This is a genomic window from Sphingomonas sp. GW821-FHT10C01 (assembly GCF_059415525.1).
Genome location: NZ_JBWKNK010000001.1, coordinates 2,220,110 through 2,236,908, shown reverse-complemented (window position 1 = coordinate 2,236,908; position 16,799 = coordinate 2,220,110). Strand labels below are relative to the sequence as shown.

Below are 16,799 nucleotides of genomic sequence, written 5' to 3'. Positions count from 1 at the left end.
GGATCAGAAGCCGAGGCGCAGCGTTGCGCGGACATTGCGCGGTTCGCCATAGACATAGCCGGCAAACCAGAGATTGTTGTTGAAGTAGCGCTTGTCGAACAGGTTATTGACGTTGAGCTGGAGCGAGACATTGTCGTTCAGCTTGTAGCGCGCCATCGCGTTGACCAGCAGATAGGCCGGCTGTCCGACATTCTCACGCAGCTTGGTGGCTGGATTGATGCCGGTCTTGGGCGGCTCGCTCTCCCACCGAGCCGAACCACCGATGCTGAACCCGTCGAGCATGCCGCTGAAGTCGTAGCGCGTGGACAGGCGCAGGATGCGGCGGGGGTGATGCTGCTGTACGTGTTCGCCATTCGCGTCCTTGGCACGGAAGGCGCTCCACCCCAGGCTGAGGTCCCAGCCGGAGAGGATCTTGCCCGCGAGCTCGGCTTCATAGCCTTCGGAAACGGTGCCGCGCGCGGGACGCATGGCGGGGTTGGTGGTGCCGGGGACGAAGAACCCTTCGTCAACCACCGCGAAATTGTCCTGCTCGATCCGGAAGATGGCGGCGGAGGCGCGCAGACGTCCGTTCATCCATTCGCTCTTCAGGCCCGCTTCGTAGCTGTTGCCGACGACCGGGGGCAGATAGTTGCCGTTGCGGTCCTTGCTGTCCTGCGGATTGAAGATGCTGGTGAAGCTCGCATAGGCGGAGATGTTGCCGGTCACGTCGAACACCAGGCCGGCATAGGGCGTCACGCGGCCCCTGTGGCTGATGGTGTAGGCGGTCGGCGTGTACAGCGCGACTTCCTCGTTGCGCTCCCACCAGCTGACCCGCGCACCGGCGATCAGCTTGAGCGGGTCGAGCAACTGGAGGCGGACGGCGCCGTAAAATGCATATTGCTCGGTCGTGCCGAAGCCGCTCATCCGATAGCGGCTGCCCCAGACCGGCTCGGCGTGCTTGCTGCCGTCCCACAGGTTGAAATTGCCGATCGGTGCCATCGTGGCGGGATCGGGATCGCGATTGGTCCAGCCGCCGCTCAGATGGCGATAATTGCCGCCGACGATCAGTTCGTGCTCGCGGCCGAGCAGATTGAAGTTGCCGCGTGCCGAAGCGCTGACGTTCCATTGCTTGGGGCGCGTTTCGTACCAATAGCCCTCGGCGGTCATGCCGATGCCGGTGACGCGATCGGGATAGCCCCCGGTCCACAGAAGCTTCGAATCCTCGAACTGCTCATGATAGGCGACGTCGGCGCGCAGCGACCAGTTGCTGCCGAGGCGCTGTTCGACGGTCAGGAACGCGGTCTTCTCGGTCGTGTCCCACAGGTTCCAGCCCGCGCCAGTGGTCTTGGAGCGTGGCCAGTTGGTGCGCGTGCCGTCGGCGTACCAATAGGGCAGCTGGCCCCAGAGCGTGCCATCGCGCTCGTCGCGCTGATAGCTCGCGCCGATGCTGAGACGGGTGTTCGCGCCGAGATCGGCGTCGATCACGCCATAGAACAGATACCCCTTCGACCTCTCGATATCGACGAACGAATCCTGCCGGTAATATTGCGCGACGAACCGGCCGCGCACCGATCCGTCGGCGGTGATGGGCACGGTGATGTCGCCGGTCGCGGCAAAGCGGTTCCACGATCCGCCCTCAAGTTCCAGCGTGCCGGTCAACTGGCGCGAGGTGGCGTGCTTGCGGACCAGATTGATCGTCGCCGAGGGCTCGCCCGAGCCCTGCATCAGTCCGTTGGCGCCGCGGATCACCTCGATCCGTTCGAACGTCGCGCTGCTGTTCTTCTCCAGCCCGATATTGCCTGTGACGAAGGGCGCACCGTCGATCTGATAGTTGGTGATGTCGAAGCCACGCGCCGCCAGCGTGTTGCGGCCGCGATCGACCGCCTTGACCGAGATGCCCGTGGTGTAGCCGAGCGCTTCGCCGACGTTCGCTGCTGCCTGATCCTCAAGCTGCTCGCGTGTGATGACGCTGATCGACTGCGGCGTCTGGCGTGGGGACAGGTCGAGCCCGGTAGCGAGCGTGTTCTTCTGCTCGCCGCGGCCATAGACGACAATCTCGTCGGACTTCTGTTCCTCGTCCACCGGCGGCTCCTCATGCGCCGCGAGCGCGGTCGTGGGCAGGATCAGCGCCAATGCGGCGGTGGCCAACAAGCCGTAGGTCATCTTCATGGAAACCCCCTGTACTGCGCGCCGCCGTTGAGGCGCCCGACAGGGGCGGGCAGCGCGTTGCGCGTGCCCTGAGCATGATCGCTATTGCGAGTCAATCTTAATTGCAATGAACTCAGCCCGGGTAGCTGATTTCCATCACTTCAAATTCCTTCTCGCCGGCGGGCAGCATCACGCGTCGCAGATCGCCGATCGCGGCGCCGCGAAGTGCGCGGGCGAGGGGGGCGTTCCAGCCGACCAGTCCCTTGCCGGCGTCCGCCTCGTCATCACCGACGAAGGTGAGGGTGCGGTGCTTGTCGTCCTCGTCGGCGATCGTGGCGGTGGCGCCGAACCAGATGCGGCTGCGATCTTCCTGGCGAGCAGGATCGACCACCTTCGCTGCCTTCATCCGCTTCGACAGCCAGCCCAGGCGCCGGTCGATCTCGCGCAGCCGCTTGCGGCCGTAGATGTAATCGCCATTCTCGGAACGATCTCCGTTTCCGGCGGCCCAAGCGATGGTTTCGACCAGCTTGGGGCGCTCGCCGCCGAACAGCGCGTCATATTCGGCCTTGAGCGCCGAATAGCCTGCCAGCGTGATGTAGTTGGGACGATCGATACTCACAGAAGGCGGCCCATGCTGATGATCGGCTCCTCGCCATAACCCATGCGCGCCCAGAAGCGGGCGGCCTCGTCATTGCCGCTGCGTACCTGAAGATTGAGCTTGGTACAGCCCTTTGCAGCGAGCTTCCCTTCCGCGGCGCGGACCAGATTCGTCCCGATTCCGCAATGCCGGGCATTGGGGTGCACGGCGAGCTTGTAGAGCCAGCCACGATGTCCGTCATAGCCGGCCAGGACCGTGCCGAGCACGCGGCCGTCTTCGACGGCGACCAGGAACAGCTCGCGCTGGACCGCCAGCTTCTGCGGAATGGCGGCGGCGGCGTGGCTGTGCGGCGGGTCTTCGGGGAAGACGGTGCGCCACAGTGCATCGACTTCCCCGAACTGTGCTTCGTTGTACGAAAGAACCTCGATCACGTCAGCCGGGGCGGTTCTTGCCGAGGTACCAGCTCAGATGCGCCGGGCCGCGCGATCGGGCGTAGTTCGGGTGCAGCAGGTCGTAGACCACGGCATTCTCGAGCACGCGCTGGACGTAGTTCTTGGTCTCGAAAATCGGAATCGCCTCGACCCAATCGATCACCTCGATGCCGCCGGTGCGCGGATCGCCATAGGCACGCAGCCATTTGTTCACATTGCCGGGGCCGGCATTATAGGCGGCGACCGCCAGCGGGTAGCTGCCGCCATAATAGCTCAGCATGCGCTGGAAATAGCTCGAGCCGAGGCGGATGTTGTAATCCGTGTCCACGGTGAGTGAGGACATGTTGTAGCCAAGGCCGAGCTTGCCGGCGGTCTCGCGCGCGGTCCCGGGCATCAGCTGCATCAGCCCGCGCGCGCCGGCATGGCTGACGGCGGCCTTGTCGAACTGGCTCTCCTGCCGCGCGATGGCGTGGATGATCGTGAAATAGCCTTCCTCGCCCGACGGGACACGCACCGACGGATAGCCAGCGACGGTATAGTCGCTGAGGCCGTTCAACAGCGCACTGCGCCCGACCATCACGCCAAGGTCAGGGCGGCCGATACTGCGCGACAGCTCGCTGGCCAGGACGTGATCCTCGGCGCTGCTCGCGTCGGCGGCGATCTGGCGCAGGAACAGGCTCTGATCCTGCCAGCGTCCGAGCGTGCCGAGCAGCCGCGCGGCCTGAACCACCTCGCGATTGTAGAAGGCGGTGCGCGCGCTCGACGAGGTGCGGGTGCCGTCGAAAGCGGGTGGGGCCTTGAGCGCACGGTTCACGCGCTCGGCCGCGAGCTGGCCATAATAGAGGTCGGAGAAGGCTGCGGCGCGTTCGTAATAGCCCTGCGCCGCGGCCTGTTGCCCCGCAGCCTCGGCGGCGCGACCGGCCCAGTAGAGCCCCTTTGACTGGGTCGTCGGGGTGCGGCTGCCGCGCGAATAGCGGTCGAACATCATCACCGCATCGGCGGGGCGGCGCAGCTTCTGCATCGCGACATTGCCCGCCAGCCAGACCAGGCTGGTGTAATCGTCACGGATGCCCAGGCTCATCGCCGCGACATCGGCGCCCGGCGCCAACGCGTCGTCGACCTGTGAGGCGATGGAGTAGGCGAGTGAGTATTGACCGTCGCTCTCGGCGGCACGGGCGTTGACGAGCAGGACCTCGTACCATTTCTCGACATTGCCGGGCTGCGTCGCGAGGCTGCGCTGGCGGGCGAGGTATGAGCGCGCCGATCCGCTGGCGCCGTTGTTGCGGTACCACATGGCGCGATCGGCGATGAAGCCGGGGTCGCGTGCGCCAAGGGCCTCGGCCGCGGCGGCCTTGTCCTGCGCGTCGGGCCAGCTGCTCCGCATCGACAGGCGCGCGTCGAACAACGAACGGTTCTGCGGCGAGGTATAGGCGATCTGCCGCGCGGCGGCGGTGCGGCCATCCTGCCAGAGCAAAGCGTCCATCCGCGCATCGTGATCGGCCGGTGTCAGCGCGCCGGGGAAGCCGGACAGGATCGCGCTTTCGTCGGTGGGGCGGAGCGCGCCATTGCGCCAGGCACGGCGGGCCTGCTCGTTCGCCTCGGCTCGGCGACCCGTGGCGGCGAGCGCCTCGGCATAGCGGACGCGCCCGGCGGCGGTGGCGGGAGGAAACCGCTCAAAGAAGCGGATGACGAGCGACGGTGCCTCCGTACCCGAAGTCAGCGAGGTCTCCGCCGCGGCGCGACGGCTGGTCTCACCCGGCCAGCCGGGATGCGCGAGCATGAAGTTGGCATAGTCGGTGAACGGCCAGCGATCCGACTGCTGCAGCCGCTTCCACTGGTCGAGATTATACTGAAGCCCCGAACTGGCCGGAGCAGGATAGTCCTGTGGCGTTGCGGTCAACGCCGCAAGCTGACCGCGCGCGCGTTCCGCTCCATCCTGCACGACCTGAGAAGAGACCGCGACACCCGATACGCCGGCGAGCAGAAGCCCGCTCCTGAACAAAGAGGCAAGCATCTGGACATGATACGCAACCGACGCCTATTGGCCACCCCGAAATTCGGAAAATTGGGGCTTTTTGGCGCATATGTTCACCGGTTCGATCCCAGCGCTCATCACGCCCTTCCATAACGGCGACTTTGCCGAGGGTGTCTTCCGTGACTTCGTCGAATGGCAGATCGCCGAGGGATCGTCCGCGCTGGTCCCCGTGGGCACCACCGGCGAGGCCGCGACGCTGAGCAAGGACGAGCATTTCGAAGTGGTCCGCGTCTGCGCCGATCAGGTGCGCGGCCGCGTCCCGGTGATCGCCGGCACCGGATCGAACGATACCCGCGTCGCGATCGGCAACGTCAAGGCGGCGAAGGAAGCCGGCGCCGACGCGGTGCTGATGGTGCCGCCCTATTACAACCGTCCGAGCCAGGAAGGCATCTTCCGCCATTTCGAGGCGGTCGCGGCCGAATGCGAGCTGCCGATCATTCTCTATAACGTGCCCGGCCGCACGGTGACGGATATACAGCCCGAGACGGTGATCCGCATCGTCGAGGCCTTCCCCGGCAAGTTCGTCGCGATCAAGGACGCCACCGGAGACCTGGCGCGCGTCTCGAAGCATCGCGCGGCGCTGCGGTCAGGCTTTGCGCAGCTTTCGGGCAATGATGAAACCGCGCTGGCGTTCAATGCAATGGGCGGGGTGGGGTGCATCTCGGTCGCCGCCAATGTCGCGCCCAAGCTGTGCGCGCAGTTCCAGGCGGCCTGGGCCGAGGGCAACACCGTGGTGGCGCTGGCGCTGCACGACCGGCTGTTCGCGCTGCATCTGGCGCTGTTCACCGACGCTTCGCCGGGTCCGGTCAAGTACGCCGTCAACAAGCTGCGGCCGGAGATTTCGGCCGAGCTGCGACTGCCGATGGTTGAGCCGTCCGAGGCGAGCAAGGCCGCGGTCGATGCGGCGATGCAGGCCGCCGGGATTATCTGACGCTCGCGGCTTCCCTTCCGCGTCGCGCGGGCCTACATCGCCCGTCCTTATGGCCCGCCCGCGTCCCACCGAATTCGACAAGAAGAAGATCGTCGCCGAGAACCGGAAGGCGCGCTTCGAGTATTTCATCGAGGACACCTTTGAAGCCGGCATCGCGCTTCAGGGCACCGAGGTGAAGTCGCTGCGCTTTGGTGAGGGGTCGATCGCGGAGAGCTATGCCGAGATCCGCAACGAACAGGCCTGGCTGGTCAATGCCAATATTCCCGAATTCAGCCACGGCAACCGCTTCAACCACGAGCCGAAGCGCCCCCGTAAATTGCTCCTTCATCTGCGGCAGATAGAAAAGCTGCACGGCGCGGTGGCGCGCGAGGGGATGACCCTGGTGCCGCTGTCGATCTACTTCAACTCGCGCGGTCGCGCGAAGGTGGAGCTGGCGCTGGCGAAGGGCAAGAAGACTCACGACAAGCGCGAGTCGATCAAGGAGCGGGATTGGAAGCGTGAGCAGGGAAGGATCCTCCGCGACCGTGGCTAAGCGGACCTTCTGGGACCGGGCGCGGGCATGGGCGGATCGCAACATGCCGACCCGCGAGAGCCTGGAGGCGAACCGCTTCCTGCGCCCCGTGGCGCATCGCGTGCTGGCGCCGGAGCTGTGGCGCTTCACCCGCCGGTCGGTGCCGCGCGGTGTCGCGCTGGGGATGGTGACGGGGATCATGATCCCGGTCGCGCAGATCTTCTTCTCCGCGCTGCTCGCGCTGCCGTTCCGGGCGAACATCCCGGTAGCGTCGCTGACGACCTTCCTGACCAACCCCTTCACAACCCCGCCGCTCTGGGCATTCGCTTATTGGGTCGGGCGCAAGATCCTGCATTTCGACGCGACCGTGCCCGGCCAGCCGATCGCGACCCATGTCGCGAACGACAGCTGGCTCAACTGGCTGTGGTCCGAAGCGGGACCGGCGCTGATCACCGGGCTGGTGACGATCACGATCATCTCGTCGATCCTGGGCTATATCATCAGCGCGGTGGGCTGGCGGCTGTGGATCGCGAACAAATGGCGCAAGCGGAAGAAGGAACGCGCCGCCGGCAATTGATCCCGGTAACATCCGAGACTTGATCCGCCGTATCATCGGCGTAAGACACGCGCATCCCGACTCCTGTCCATAGGTGGATGATGCGTCTTTTCGTTACCTCGATCCTTCTCGCCGGCACCGCCATCGTGGGGGCGTCGACGGCGCTGACCGCGCGCGAGCCTACCGCGCCCGCACCTGCCCCCGCCGCTGAAACCGGCTCCAAGCCGCAGCTCGGCACCTTCGGCTTCGACGAGAAGGGCATGGACAAGACCGTCGCGCCCGGCGACGATTTCTACGGCTTCGCCAACGGTGCATGGGCCAAGGCGACCGCGATCCCGGCCGACAAGTCCAACTATGGCATGTTCACCGTGCTCGACGACTTGTCGAAGCAGCGCGTGCGCGAGATCCTGGATGCGGTGAAGGGCGATGCGAACAGCGCGATCGGCCGCGCCTATACCAGCTATCTGGATACCTCGACCGTCGAGTATCGCGGCCTCGCGCCGATCCAGCCCTGGCTGAACAAGGTCAAGGCGATCGACAGCAAGGCCGGCTATTCGGCGCTAGTGGTCGAAGCGGCGAAGATGGGCATCAGCGGCCCGTTCGGCGGATATGTCGGCCAGGACGACAAGCACCCGGAGAGCTACATCTTCACCATCTACCAGGGCGGCACCGGTCTGCCCGATCGTGACATGTACCTGCTCGACAATCCCAAGATGGCGGCGATCCGTACCGCCTATGTCGCGCATCTCGCCAAGATGCTGACGCTGGCGGGTGAAGACAATGCCGAGGCGCGCGCCAAGGCGGTGATGGAACTGGAGACCCAGATCGCGAAGGTCCAGTGGACCCGCGAGGATGCGTCGGATTCGGTCAAGGCGTACAACAAGTTCACGCTGGCCCAGACCGCGCAGTTCGCGACCCCGACGCTGGACATGCCCGTGATGCTGAAGGCGATCAGCCCGAAGATCACCGATGTGCTGATCGGCCAGCCGAGCGCGATCAAGGGCACCGCCGATATCCTCGACAAGGCGCCGCTCGGCGTACTCAAGGATCAGATGCTGCTGAACAGCCTGACCGGCCTTGCCAACTACCTGCCCGACGCAATCGCGGACCAGAATTTCGCCTTCTACGGCACCACACTGCAAGGCACGCCCCAGCGTGAGATCCGCTGGAAGCGCGCCGTCAGCTTCACCGAGGGCACGCTGGGCGAGGAAGTCGGCAAGATCTACGCCGCACGCTATTTCCCGCCCGAGTACAAGGCGGAGATGAACAAGCTGGTCGCCAACGTGCTCGACGCCATGGGCCGGCGGATCGATGCGCTCGAATGGATGCAGCCCAAGACCAAGGCGCGCGCCAAGGCGAAGCTCAAGAACTTCACCGTCAAGGTCGGCTATCCCGACCGCTGGCGCAGCTATGCGGGTCTTGAGATCAAGAGCGACGACCTGTTCGGCAACGCCGTGCGCTCCAACCAGTTCGACTATCAATACATGATCGACAAGCTGGGCGGGCCGGTGCGCAAGTGGGAATGGGGAATGCTGCCCCAGACCATCAACGCCTATGCCAATTTCGGCATGATGGAAGTGGTGTTCCCGGCCGCGATCCTGCAGCCACCTTTCTTCGATCCCAAGGCCGACCCTGCGGTCAACTATGGCGGCATCGGCGCGGTGATCGGGCATGAGATCAGCCATCACTTCGACGATCAGGGCGCCAAGTATAACGAGAAGGGCGAGCTGTCCGACTGGTGGACCCCGGCCGACACCAAGGCGTTCGAGGCGGCGAGCAAGGCGCTGGTCGCCCAGTATGACGCCTATGAGGCGCTGCCGGGCGAGCATGTGAAGGGCGAGTTCACGCTGGGCGAGAATATCGGCGACCTTGCCGGCCTGACCATCGCCTATGACGCCTACAAGCATTCGCTGGGCGGCAAGAAGGCGCCGGTCCTCGACGGCTTCACCGCCGACCAGCGCTTCTACCTGGGCTGGGCCCAGGTCTGGCGCCGTAACTATCGCGAGGCGAATCTGCGCGCGCGTCTGCTGACCGATCCGCACAGCCCGTCGATCCAGCGCGCCTGGGTCGTCCGCAACCTCGACCCCTGGTACGGCGCGTTCGGCGCGAAGGAAGGGCAGAAGCTCTACCTCGCTCCGGCGAAACGCGTCCGCATCTGGTAAGCGCACCCTGCGACTCCGGCTGGCGCTGAACGCTTGACCGGAGCGCGGGGGGGCGGGAAAGGAGGCGATGGCCTCCGCACCTTTCGCCGATGATCCTCGCTCCGTTGCCGCACCGCTGATCATCGCGATCGCGGCCGGGACGGCGGCGGCGGGCATCGTGCTGTTCCTGACCGGCTCGATCATGGTCGCGGTCGGATTCCTCGCCGCATCCCTCGCGGTGGCGGGCGTGGTGTATCTCGCCGCAAGGCTGTGGCCGGCGGCGAAGGAGGATGAGCCCGCGATCGACTGGTCGGTTGCGCACACGCTCGCGTCGATGAGCAGCGACGCGCTGGCGGTGACCGATCGCGCGGGTCGCCTGGTCTGCGCCAATGAGCGTTTCGGTGCCTTCTTCCCGACCTATCCGGCACCACCGGGCGTGGTGCCGGGCGAATGGGTCTCGGCGCAGCTCGGCACAGCCGGGCGTACCGCATGGCGCGACGGGCAGGCGTCGAGCGGGGCGTTCGACGCCGCGGGGACCAAGCTGACGGCGCATATCACCCGCGTCGGCGATTCGATGCTGGTGTGGCGCTTCGCCGGCACCGATGTGGTCGATCTCGCCAAGCAGGCGCAGGCACTGGTCGCGGGGCATTCGGGCGATCGTCTTGGCAGCGCCGGGATCATGATGACATTGCTGGGCGCCGACGGGCGCGTCCGTGCCGCCAACCGCGTGGTCCGCCAGCGCGCGATGGGCGACGAGAACGCGATGATCGAGGGGCGCGACTTCACCCGCTTCCTGATCACCGATAATCTCGGCATCGTCCGGTTCGAGCGCGAGGGCCTGTCGGGCACGCCGCTGCGCGTGCTGGAGATTCCGTTCCTCGACGGCGACAATGCGCCGATGCTGGTGGCGCTTCTTGATGACGAGCTGGCGATCCCGCAGCCGGCGATCGGCGATACCGCAGGCGCCCATGTCCGCTCGCTGATTTCACTGCTTCCCTCGGGCATTGCCTTGATCGGCGGGGACGGGCGCTTCGTGCATATGAACGACGCCTTTGTTCGCGCCGCGCATGTCAACCAGGCCAATCCGCCCGTCTATCCGGGCGATCTGGTGGTGAGGGAGGACAAGGCCGCGCTCGCCGATGCGATCCGTCGCTTCGCCAGCGGCGCGGCGCATTCGGTGGATATGACGGTGCGCTTCGCCGAGGCGCCGGACGAGGGCGTCGCCATCTCGATCGCCGCCGCGCGCGGCCTGGGTGAGGCGGCCGTGCTGATCAGCCTGCGCGACGCGGGCGAGGAAGGACGGCTCAAGCGCCAGGTGGCACAGGCGACCAAGATGCAGGCGGTCGGCCAGCTCGCCGGCGGTGTCGCGCATGACTTCAACAACATTCTGACCGCGGTGATCGGCCATTGCGACCTGATGCTGATGCGTCACGCGCCGGGCGACAGCGACTATGACGACATTCAGCAGATCCTGATCAACTCCAACCGTGCCGCCGCACTGACGCGCCAGCTGCTCGCCTTCTCGCGCCAGCAGACGCTGCGGCCGCAGGTGCTTCAGCTGCCGGACGTGATCTCGGAAGTGTCGAACCTGCTCAAGCGCCTGCTCGGCGAGACGGTCGAGCTGGTGGTCAACCATGGCCGCAACCTGGGGCCTGTTCGCGCCGATCCGGGGCAGCTCGAGCAGGTGGTCGTCAACCTTGCCGTCAACGCGCGCGATGCGATGCTGGCGAAGAACCCCAGCGGCGGCGGCACCCTCACGATCGAGACCTTCGGCGTGCCCGCGCATGAAGTACGGGCGATGGACGAGGATGTGTTGCCCGTCGGCGACTATACCGCGCTGCGCATCTCCGACACCGGCACCGGCATTTCGGGCGAGGTGCTCGCGCATATCTGGGAGCCGTTCTTCACCACCAAGGAAGTGGGGAAGGGGACCGGCTTGGGTCTCTCCACCGTCTACGGCATCATCAAACAGTCGGGCGGATTCATCTTCGCCGAGAGCCCCAAGGGCAAGGGCGCGGTCTTCACCATCTATCTTCCCGTCGACTCAGCCGGTGACGCGGCGGCCAAGGCGCCGGTCGCCAAGCCGGTGCAGGGCGATTTGTGGGGCACAGGCACCGTGCTGCTGGTCGAGGATGAGGCGATGGTCCGCGCCGTCGCCGAACGTGCCCTCGCGCGCCAGGGCTATACCGTGCTGACCGCCGAGAATGGCGAGGCGGCGCTGGAATTGCTCCAGACCAGCGCCAAACCGGACCTTCTGATCTCGGACGTGGTGATGCCGACGATGGATGGTCCGACGATGGTCCGCCACGCCCGCAAACGCTATCCCGACCTCAAGATCATCTTCATGTCGGGCTATGCCGAGGAGCAGCTGCGCAAGTCGATCGATCTCGACAATGTCGCCTTCCTGCCCAAGCCCTTTTCGGTCCAGCAACTCGCGGAAGCCGCCCGCGCCGCGCTGACCGCGAAATAAGAGTTTGGTGAGGATCAATTTTCTCAGCTAGATCACCAACAATGACTGCCCATACCCGTTTTTTGATCGTCGAAGACGAGCCGCTGATCGCGATGATGCTCGAGGATTATCTCGATATCCTCGGCAAGAGGGTCGTCGGCGTGGCCGATAGTGTCTCCACCGCGTTGCCGCTGGTGGCGGAGGGCGGGATCGACGCGGCGATCGTCGACGTCAACCTGACCGGGGGCGAGAAATGCTGGCCGGTCGCCGATGCGCTGGCCGCGGCGGGGATCCCCTTCATGGTCGCGACGGGCGGCGGCGACGACATGATCGCCGAAGGGCACAAGCACCGGCCTGTGCTCGCCAAGCCCTTCACCATGGACGCGATCGAGCAGGCGCTAGAGAGCCTCTAGGCGATCCGCCCCGGCACGTCCTCTGCATCGGCGGCAATCGATGCGGCGGACGCTACCGCCTCCCACGGGAACACGAACCAGTCCTTGGTCACTGTCCGGTCGAGGGCGCGCGCGGCATATTCGACGCGCTGGCTCGACGTCATATTGTCGAGCAGTGTGGCGAAGCGGATCGCGCCCGGCGTTGCGCCCGCATCGGCGAGCTTGGCACGCAGCTTGGCGATGGTTGCGCCGCTGTCGTTGATGTCGTCCAGGAACAGCAATTTCTCCCCGGCCCGCGTCCGTTCGGCCAGGCGTTCGAGCGGCGCGTCGGCGAAGTCGTGCACCTGCGAGCTATGATCGACCGACAGCATCGGCATGCCCGTCGCGTGGCTGAGATACACCGCCGGAGCCAGGCCGCCACGGCCGATGCCGATGATGAAATCGGGCCGCCACTCGCGGTCGGCATGGATCGCGGCGGCGATAGCCAGCACGTCGGCGACGAACTGCTCGTGCGAGATGGGGGTGAAGACCGGCATCAGTTCGCCGCCACGAACGCGTCGAGCCGGGTGAGGTGCTCTGCCTTGGTATCCTCGTCCAGGAACGATCCGGTGAAGCTGTTGCGCGCGAGCGTGGCCAGTTCCGCCTTGCTGAGGCCACGCGCTTTCGCGACCGCGCGGTAATTGTCGGCGACATAGCCTCCGAAATAGGCGGGGTCGTCGGAGTTGATCGTGGCGCGAAGCCCCTCACCGAGCATCCGGTCGATCGGGTGGTTGGCCAGATCGTCGACCACGCAGAGCTTGTGGTTGGAAAGCGGGCAGACGGTGAGCGTCATCCCTTCGTCCGCCAGTCGCTTCACCAGCACGGGATCCTCCAGGCTGCGATTGCCATGATCGAGCCGATCGATGCCGAGCAGGTCGAGCGCCTGCCAGACATAATCGGGCGGACCTTCCTCACCCGCATGGGCGACACGCTTGAGGCCAAGACCGCCGGCCGCGGCAAACACCCGCGCGAATTTCTCGGGTGGGTGGCCGACCTCCGAGGAATCCAGACCGACCCCCTCGATCCGGTCGAGCCAGGGTTCGGCGGCCTTGAGCGTGGCGAACGCTGCCTGCTCGTCCAGGTGGCGCAGGAAACAGAGGATCAACTTGGAGCTGAGACCGTGCCTGCTCTCGGCGTCGCGCATCGCCGCCAGCAGGCCATCGGCGACTACCTGAAACGGGATGCCGCGATCGGTATGCGTCTGCGGATCGAAGAAGATTTCCGCATGGACGACACCGTCCGCTGCGGCGCGGGCGAAATAGGCGTCGGCCAGGTCGTAGAAATTCTGCTCGGTCCGCAGCACATCGGCCCCAGCATAATAGATATCGAGAAAGTCCTGGAGCCGGCTGAAACTGTACGCCGCGCGCACCGCCTCGACGCTGCCGAACGGGATCGCGACCTTGTTTCGTCTGGCCAGCGCGAACATCAACTCCGGCTCAAGGCTGCCCTCGATATGCAGATGCAGTTCGGCCTTGGGCAGGCCGGTGATGAAGGCGGAAAGATCATTGCTCATGGCCGCGCAGGATCGCGCGAACGGGCGGGGAGGGCAAGCGTCAGGCGTAGCTCACCCAGCCGCGCCAGGTGAAGGCCGCGTAGAAAGGTGTAACCTCATCAAATCCGGCGGCGCGCAGCACAGCCTCATCCCGTTCGGGCGACAGCATATTGACCGCCGCGCTGACTGCATTGCGCGCGCCATGGGCCTGTTCGGGGATCGCGCCCGCGGCGATGGCGAAGGCGGCATAGCGATCGAGCCAGCGTTCACGCGCTTCGTCTTGGGGATAGCTGCCATGCGCGGCGACGAACGGGGCGCCGGGTTTCAACCGCGCGCGGATCGCCACCGCGGTGCGAGTGCGTTCCTCTTCGCCGAGGAAGTGCAGGGTGAGCAGGCACACGGCGCCGTCGAACGGGCCCGTCGGCGCGTCGTCGATATAGCCCTCGATCAAGTCCGCGCGGTTCGCGTCGGCGCCAAGCGTGCGCGCGGCGAGATCGAGCATGGCGCCCGCCGGATCGACCCCGGTGAAGCGCCAGCCGGGATAGGCGGTCGCCAGTGCCTTTAGTTCCAGCCCGCCGCCCGCGCCGACCACCAGGATATGCGCGTCGTCCGGTACCCGCTCGGCGAGCAGCACGCCGGTCATGCGGTGGAGGTCGGCGAAGCCCGGCACATAGCGCGGCGGGTTTTCGGCATAGTTGGCGACCGCTTCCGGATCGGCGAAACGCTCAAGGAATTGCTGCTCGCCGCTATCGGCCATGGGGCGGGTCCTTCTCGCAAGGGGTGGCGCGCGCGTCGAAGCGGGCGCGGAAATCGGCGTCGAGATCGGCGAGCGTCACCCGGCGCAGCCGTTCGAGCAACAGCGTCTCGGCGGCGGCGAACGTCTCGTCTAGCGCGGCGTTGACCGCCTGCTCGACCAGGCATTGCGGCGCCTGTGACCGGTTGCCGATCGCGAGCAGGGCAGGGCGCCCCAGCGCCTCATAGACATCGTGCAGCGTCAGTTCGGCGAGGCGGCGGGTGAGCGTCCAGCCGCCGCCATGCCCCTTTTCGGAGCGCACATGCCCACGCTCGCGCAACCCGGCCAGCGTACGGCGGATCACCGCCGGGTTGGTGTCCATCGCCTTGGCGAGGGTCTCGGAAGATACCGGCCCTTCGCTCTCGGCAAGATGGAGCAGCAGATGGAGAACGCCCGAAAGGCGGCTGTCGCGAATCATGTAACATTAGATGTTACATGATATTCACGGCGTCAAGGGCGGCTAGACCTGCTCGCGCCGGAAGCAGGTCGCGGCGTGATCATTGACCATCCCGACTCCTTGCATCCAGGCATAGACGATCACCGGCCCCACGAACTTGAAGCCAAGTGTCTTGAGTGCCTTGGAGATCGCTTCGGACGTCGCGGTCTTGGCGGGCACGGTCTTGCCATCACCTTTCAAGGGGGCGCCTCCCGCGAGCCTCCAAGCCCAGTCCCCGAAATCCTCGCCCCGTTCGGCAAAGGCGAGATAGGCGCGGGCATTGCCGATCGCCGCCTCGATCTTGGCGCGGGCACGGACGATGCCGGGATCGGCCATCAGCCGCTCGATATCGGCGGGGCCGAACGCCGCGACCTTCACCGGATCCCACTCCGCAAAGGCGGCGTGGAACCCGTCGCGCTTTTTCAGAATCGTCGACCAGGACAGCCCGGCCTGAAATCCCTCCAGCATTAGCATTTCCCATAACAGCCGCGAGTCGCGGACGGGAACGCCCCATTCGCTGTCGTGATAGGCGATATCCAGCGGGTTACTCTGCGCCCAGCGGCAACGTGTCGGTTCAGTCATTGCGACCCTCGGTGAAATGAGAACAAAAAAAGATCGTTCCACTCTTGTTCTGCCGGAACAAATGCTATACGCAATCGTCAAGAACGGGGCGACAGGCCTGTTGAAGACAAGGCGTAAAGCCTCTAGCGACGGAGACTTCGGATGGCAGCTTCCCTCAAGGTGATCGACGGAAACATGGCGATTTCTTCGGATAAACAGAAGGCGCTCGACGCCGCGCTCGCGCAGATCGACCGCGCGTTCGGCAAGGGCTCGGCAATGCGGCTTGGCTCGAAGGAGACGATGCAGGTCGAGGCGATCTCGACCGGCTCGCTCGGGCTCGACATCGCGCTCGGCGTCGGCGGTCTGCCACGCGGCCGCGTGATCGAGGTCTATGGCCCGGAAAGCTCGGGCAAGACCACGCTGGCACTGCACGTCATTGCAGAGGCCCAGCGGACGGGCGGCGTCGCCGCGTTCGTCGATGCCGAGCATGCGCTCGACCCCGTCTATGCCAAGAAGCTGGGCGTCAACATCGACGAGTTGATCGTCTCGCAGCCCGATACCGGCGAGCAGGCGCTCGAGATCGTCGACACGCTGGTCCGTTCGAACGCGATCGACGTTCTGGTGGTGGACTCAGTTGCCGCGCTGGTGCCGCGCGCCGAGATCGAGGGCGAGATGGGCGACAGCCATGTCGGTCTTCAGGCGCGCCTGATGTCGCAGTCGCTGCGCAAGCTGACCGGCTCGATCAGCCGCTCGCGCTGCATGGTGATCTTCATCAACCAGCTGCGCATGAAGATCGGCGTGATGTATGGCAACCCGGAGACCACCACGGGCGGCAACGCGCTGAAATTCTATGCTTCGGTCCGTCTCGACATCCGCCGCACCGGTCAGATCAAGGATCGCGACGACATCGTTGGCAACGCGACCCGCGTGAAGGTGGTGAAGAACAAGGTCGCACCGCCGTTCAAGCAGGTCGAATTCGACATCATGTATGGCGAAGGCATCTCGAAGATCGGTGAGATCCTAGATCTCGGCGTCAAGGCGGGGCTGGTCGAGAAGGCTGGTGCATGGTTCAGCTATGACAGCATCCGCATCGGCCAAGGCCGGGAGAATTCCAAGACCTTCCTCAAGGAGAACCCGGATATCTGCGCCCGGATCGAAACCGCGATCCGTAGCCGTACGGCACAGGTTGCCGAGGAGATGATGACCGGGCCTGACGCCGAGGACGACGACTCCGAGGACTGACAGGGTACGTTGTGAGCGACGTTCGCCACTTTGGTGGCGGACAATTCACAAATCACATTGGGCCG

The 16,799-nt window shown here is 65.5% G+C and carries 16 protein-coding genes; 7 read left to right on the top strand and 9 right to left on the bottom strand.

What is annotated here, in order from left to right; translation table 11 throughout:
- Window positions 1-3: 3 nt before the first annotated feature.
- From AC07M1_RS10950 to AC07M1_RS10935, 4 genes are all read right to left on the bottom strand, one after another.
- The gene (locus tag AC07M1_RS10950; RefSeq protein WP_495162571.1) at window positions 4-2,148 is read right to left on the bottom strand and encodes a TonB-dependent siderophore receptor; all 2,145 of its coding nucleotides are present in this window, start codon (window positions 2,146-2,148) and stop codon (window positions 4-6) included.
- Between the two features lie 112 nt (window positions 2,149-2,260).
- A complete protein-coding gene (locus tag AC07M1_RS10945) occupies window positions 2,261-2,740 on the bottom strand; it encodes a GreA/GreB family elongation factor (RefSeq protein ID WP_495162848.1) in 480 nt (159 codons plus the stop codon).
- A 2-nt stretch (window positions 2,741-2,742) separates the two neighbouring features.
- The gene (locus AC07M1_RS10940; RefSeq protein ID WP_495162570.1) at window positions 2,743-3,156 is read right to left on the bottom strand and encodes a GNAT family acetyltransferase; all 414 of its coding nucleotides are present in this window, start codon (window positions 3,154-3,156) and stop codon (window positions 2,743-2,745) included.
- A 1-nt stretch (window position 3,157) separates the two neighbouring features.
- Complete coding sequence (locus AC07M1_RS10935; RefSeq protein ID WP_495162569.1) at window positions 3,158-5,170, bottom strand: lytic transglycosylase domain-containing protein; 2,013 nt, start codon at window positions 5,168-5,170, stop codon at window positions 3,158-3,160.
- 70 nt (window positions 5,171-5,240) lie between these two features.
- On the opposite strand from AC07M1_RS10935, the gene dapA reads away from it, so the two are divergent.
- From dapA to AC07M1_RS10905, 6 genes are all read left to right on the top strand, one after another.
- Window positions 5,241-6,122 carry a 4-hydroxy-tetrahydrodipicolinate synthase gene (gene dapA / locus AC07M1_RS10930; protein ID WP_495162847.1) on the top strand — a complete coding sequence of 294 codons (882 nt, stop codon included), beginning with the start codon at window positions 5,241-5,243 and terminating at the stop codon, window positions 6,120-6,122.
- Window positions 6,123-6,171: 49 nt separating this feature from the next.
- Window positions 6,172-6,654: an SsrA-binding protein SmpB gene (smpB, locus tag AC07M1_RS10925; RefSeq protein ID WP_495162568.1), complete on the top strand. Its 483-nt coding sequence runs from the start codon at window positions 6,172-6,174 to the stop codon at window positions 6,652-6,654.
- Window positions 6,655-6,697: 43 nt separating this feature from the next.
- Entirely contained in the window at window positions 6,698-7,210 is a 513-nt protein-coding gene (locus AC07M1_RS10920) for a DUF2062 domain-containing protein (RefSeq protein WP_495162846.1), read from the top strand.
- 77 nt (window positions 7,211-7,287) lie between these two features.
- Window positions 7,288-9,351 carry a M13 family metallopeptidase gene (locus AC07M1_RS10915; RefSeq protein WP_495162567.1) on the top strand — a complete coding sequence of 688 codons (2,064 nt, stop codon included), beginning with the start codon at window positions 7,288-7,290 and terminating at the stop codon, window positions 9,349-9,351.
- 67 nt (window positions 9,352-9,418) lie between these two features.
- Window positions 9,419-11,800 carry a response regulator gene (locus AC07M1_RS10910; protein ID WP_495162566.1) on the top strand — a complete coding sequence of 794 codons (2,382 nt, stop codon included), beginning with the start codon at window positions 9,419-9,421 and terminating at the stop codon, window positions 11,798-11,800.
- 41 nt (window positions 11,801-11,841) lie between these two features.
- Window positions 11,842-12,192: a response regulator gene (locus AC07M1_RS10905; RefSeq protein ID WP_495162565.1), complete on the top strand. Its 351-nt coding sequence runs from the start codon at window positions 11,842-11,844 to the stop codon at window positions 12,190-12,192.
- On the opposite strand, the gene AC07M1_RS10900 is transcribed toward AC07M1_RS10905, so the two are convergent.
- Genes AC07M1_RS10900 through AC07M1_RS10880 form a run of 5 tightly spaced genes read right to left on the bottom strand, consistent with a single transcriptional unit; the run spans window position 12,189 to window position 15,513 of the window.
- Window positions 12,189-12,707, bottom strand: a complete 519-nt coding sequence (locus tag AC07M1_RS10900; RefSeq protein ID WP_495162564.1) for a phosphoribosyltransferase — start codon at window positions 12,705-12,707, stop codon at window positions 12,189-12,191. The two genes, AC07M1_RS10905 and AC07M1_RS10900, sit on opposite strands and share 4 nt — an antisense overlap.
- Window positions 12,707-13,723: an adenosine deaminase gene (locus AC07M1_RS10895; protein ID WP_495162563.1), complete on the bottom strand. Its 1,017-nt coding sequence runs from the start codon at window positions 13,721-13,723 to the stop codon at window positions 12,707-12,709. The genes AC07M1_RS10900 and AC07M1_RS10895 overlap by 1 nt, the downstream gene beginning before the upstream one ends.
- A gap of 40 nt (window positions 13,724-13,763) precedes the next feature.
- Window positions 13,764-14,459, bottom strand: a complete 696-nt coding sequence (locus AC07M1_RS10890) for a class I SAM-dependent methyltransferase (RefSeq protein WP_495162562.1) — start codon at window positions 14,457-14,459, stop codon at window positions 13,764-13,766.
- The gene (locus AC07M1_RS10885; protein ID WP_495162561.1) at window positions 14,449-14,913 is read right to left on the bottom strand and encodes an Rrf2 family transcriptional regulator; all 465 of its coding nucleotides are present in this window, start codon (window positions 14,911-14,913) and stop codon (window positions 14,449-14,451) included. The genes AC07M1_RS10890 and AC07M1_RS10885 overlap by 11 nt, the downstream gene beginning before the upstream one ends.
- 42 nt (window positions 14,914-14,955) lie before the next feature.
- The gene (locus tag AC07M1_RS10880) at window positions 14,956-15,513 is read right to left on the bottom strand and encodes a DNA-3-methyladenine glycosylase I (RefSeq protein WP_495162560.1); all 558 of its coding nucleotides are present in this window, start codon (window positions 15,511-15,513) and stop codon (window positions 14,956-14,958) included.
- 141 nt (window positions 15,514-15,654) lie between these two features.
- On the opposite strand from AC07M1_RS10880, the gene recA reads away from it, so the two are divergent.
- Window positions 15,655-16,734 (top strand): recombinase RecA, encoded by a 1,080-nt coding sequence (gene recA, locus AC07M1_RS10875; RefSeq protein WP_495162559.1) that lies wholly within the window; start codon window positions 15,655-15,657, stop codon window positions 16,732-16,734.
- The last annotated feature ends 65 nt before the right edge of the window (window positions 16,735-16,799 follow it).

Bases quoted from the DNA above. Each gene is read 5' to 3' on its own strand.
- AC07M1_RS10950 (WP_495162571.1), bottom strand. From the start codon at position 2,148: ATGAAGATGACCTACGGCTTGTTGGCCACCGCCGCATTGGCGCTGATC.
- AC07M1_RS10935 (WP_495162569.1), bottom strand. From the start codon at position 5,170: ATGCTTGCCTCTTTGTTCAGGAGCGGGCTTCTGCTCGCCGGCGTATCG.
- dapA (WP_495162847.1), top strand. From the start codon at position 5,241: ATGTTCACCGGTTCGATCCCAGCGCTCATCACGCCCTTCCATAACGGC.
- smpB (WP_495162568.1), top strand. From the start codon at position 6,172: ATGGCCCGCCCGCGTCCCACCGAATTCGACAAGAAGAAGATCGTCGCC.
- AC07M1_RS10920 (WP_495162846.1), top strand. From the start codon at position 6,698: ATGCCGACCCGCGAGAGCCTGGAGGCGAACCGCTTCCTGCGCCCCGTG.
- AC07M1_RS10915 (WP_495162567.1), top strand. From the start codon at position 7,288: ATGATGCGTCTTTTCGTTACCTCGATCCTTCTCGCCGGCACCGCCATC.
- AC07M1_RS10910 (WP_495162566.1), top strand. From the start codon at position 9,419: ATGGCCTCCGCACCTTTCGCCGATGATCCTCGCTCCGTTGCCGCACCG.
- AC07M1_RS10905 (WP_495162565.1), top strand. From the start codon at position 11,842: ATGACTGCCCATACCCGTTTTTTGATCGTCGAAGACGAGCCGCTGATC.
- AC07M1_RS10900 (WP_495162564.1), bottom strand. From the start codon at position 12,707: ATGCCGGTCTTCACCCCCATCTCGCACGAGCAGTTCGTCGCCGACGTG.
- AC07M1_RS10895 (WP_495162563.1), bottom strand. From the start codon at position 13,723: ATGAGCAATGATCTTTCCGCCTTCATCACCGGCCTGCCCAAGGCCGAA.
- AC07M1_RS10890 (WP_495162562.1), bottom strand. From the start codon at position 14,459: ATGGCCGATAGCGGCGAGCAGCAATTCCTTGAGCGTTTCGCCGATCCG.
- AC07M1_RS10885 (WP_495162561.1), bottom strand. From the start codon at position 14,913: ATGATTCGCGACAGCCGCCTTTCGGGCGTTCTCCATCTGCTGCTCCAT.
- AC07M1_RS10880 (WP_495162560.1), bottom strand. From the start codon at position 15,513: ATGACTGAACCGACACGTTGCCGCTGGGCGCAGAGTAACCCGCTGGAT.
- recA (WP_495162559.1), top strand. From the start codon at position 15,655: ATGGCAGCTTCCCTCAAGGTGATCGACGGAAACATGGCGATTTCTTCG.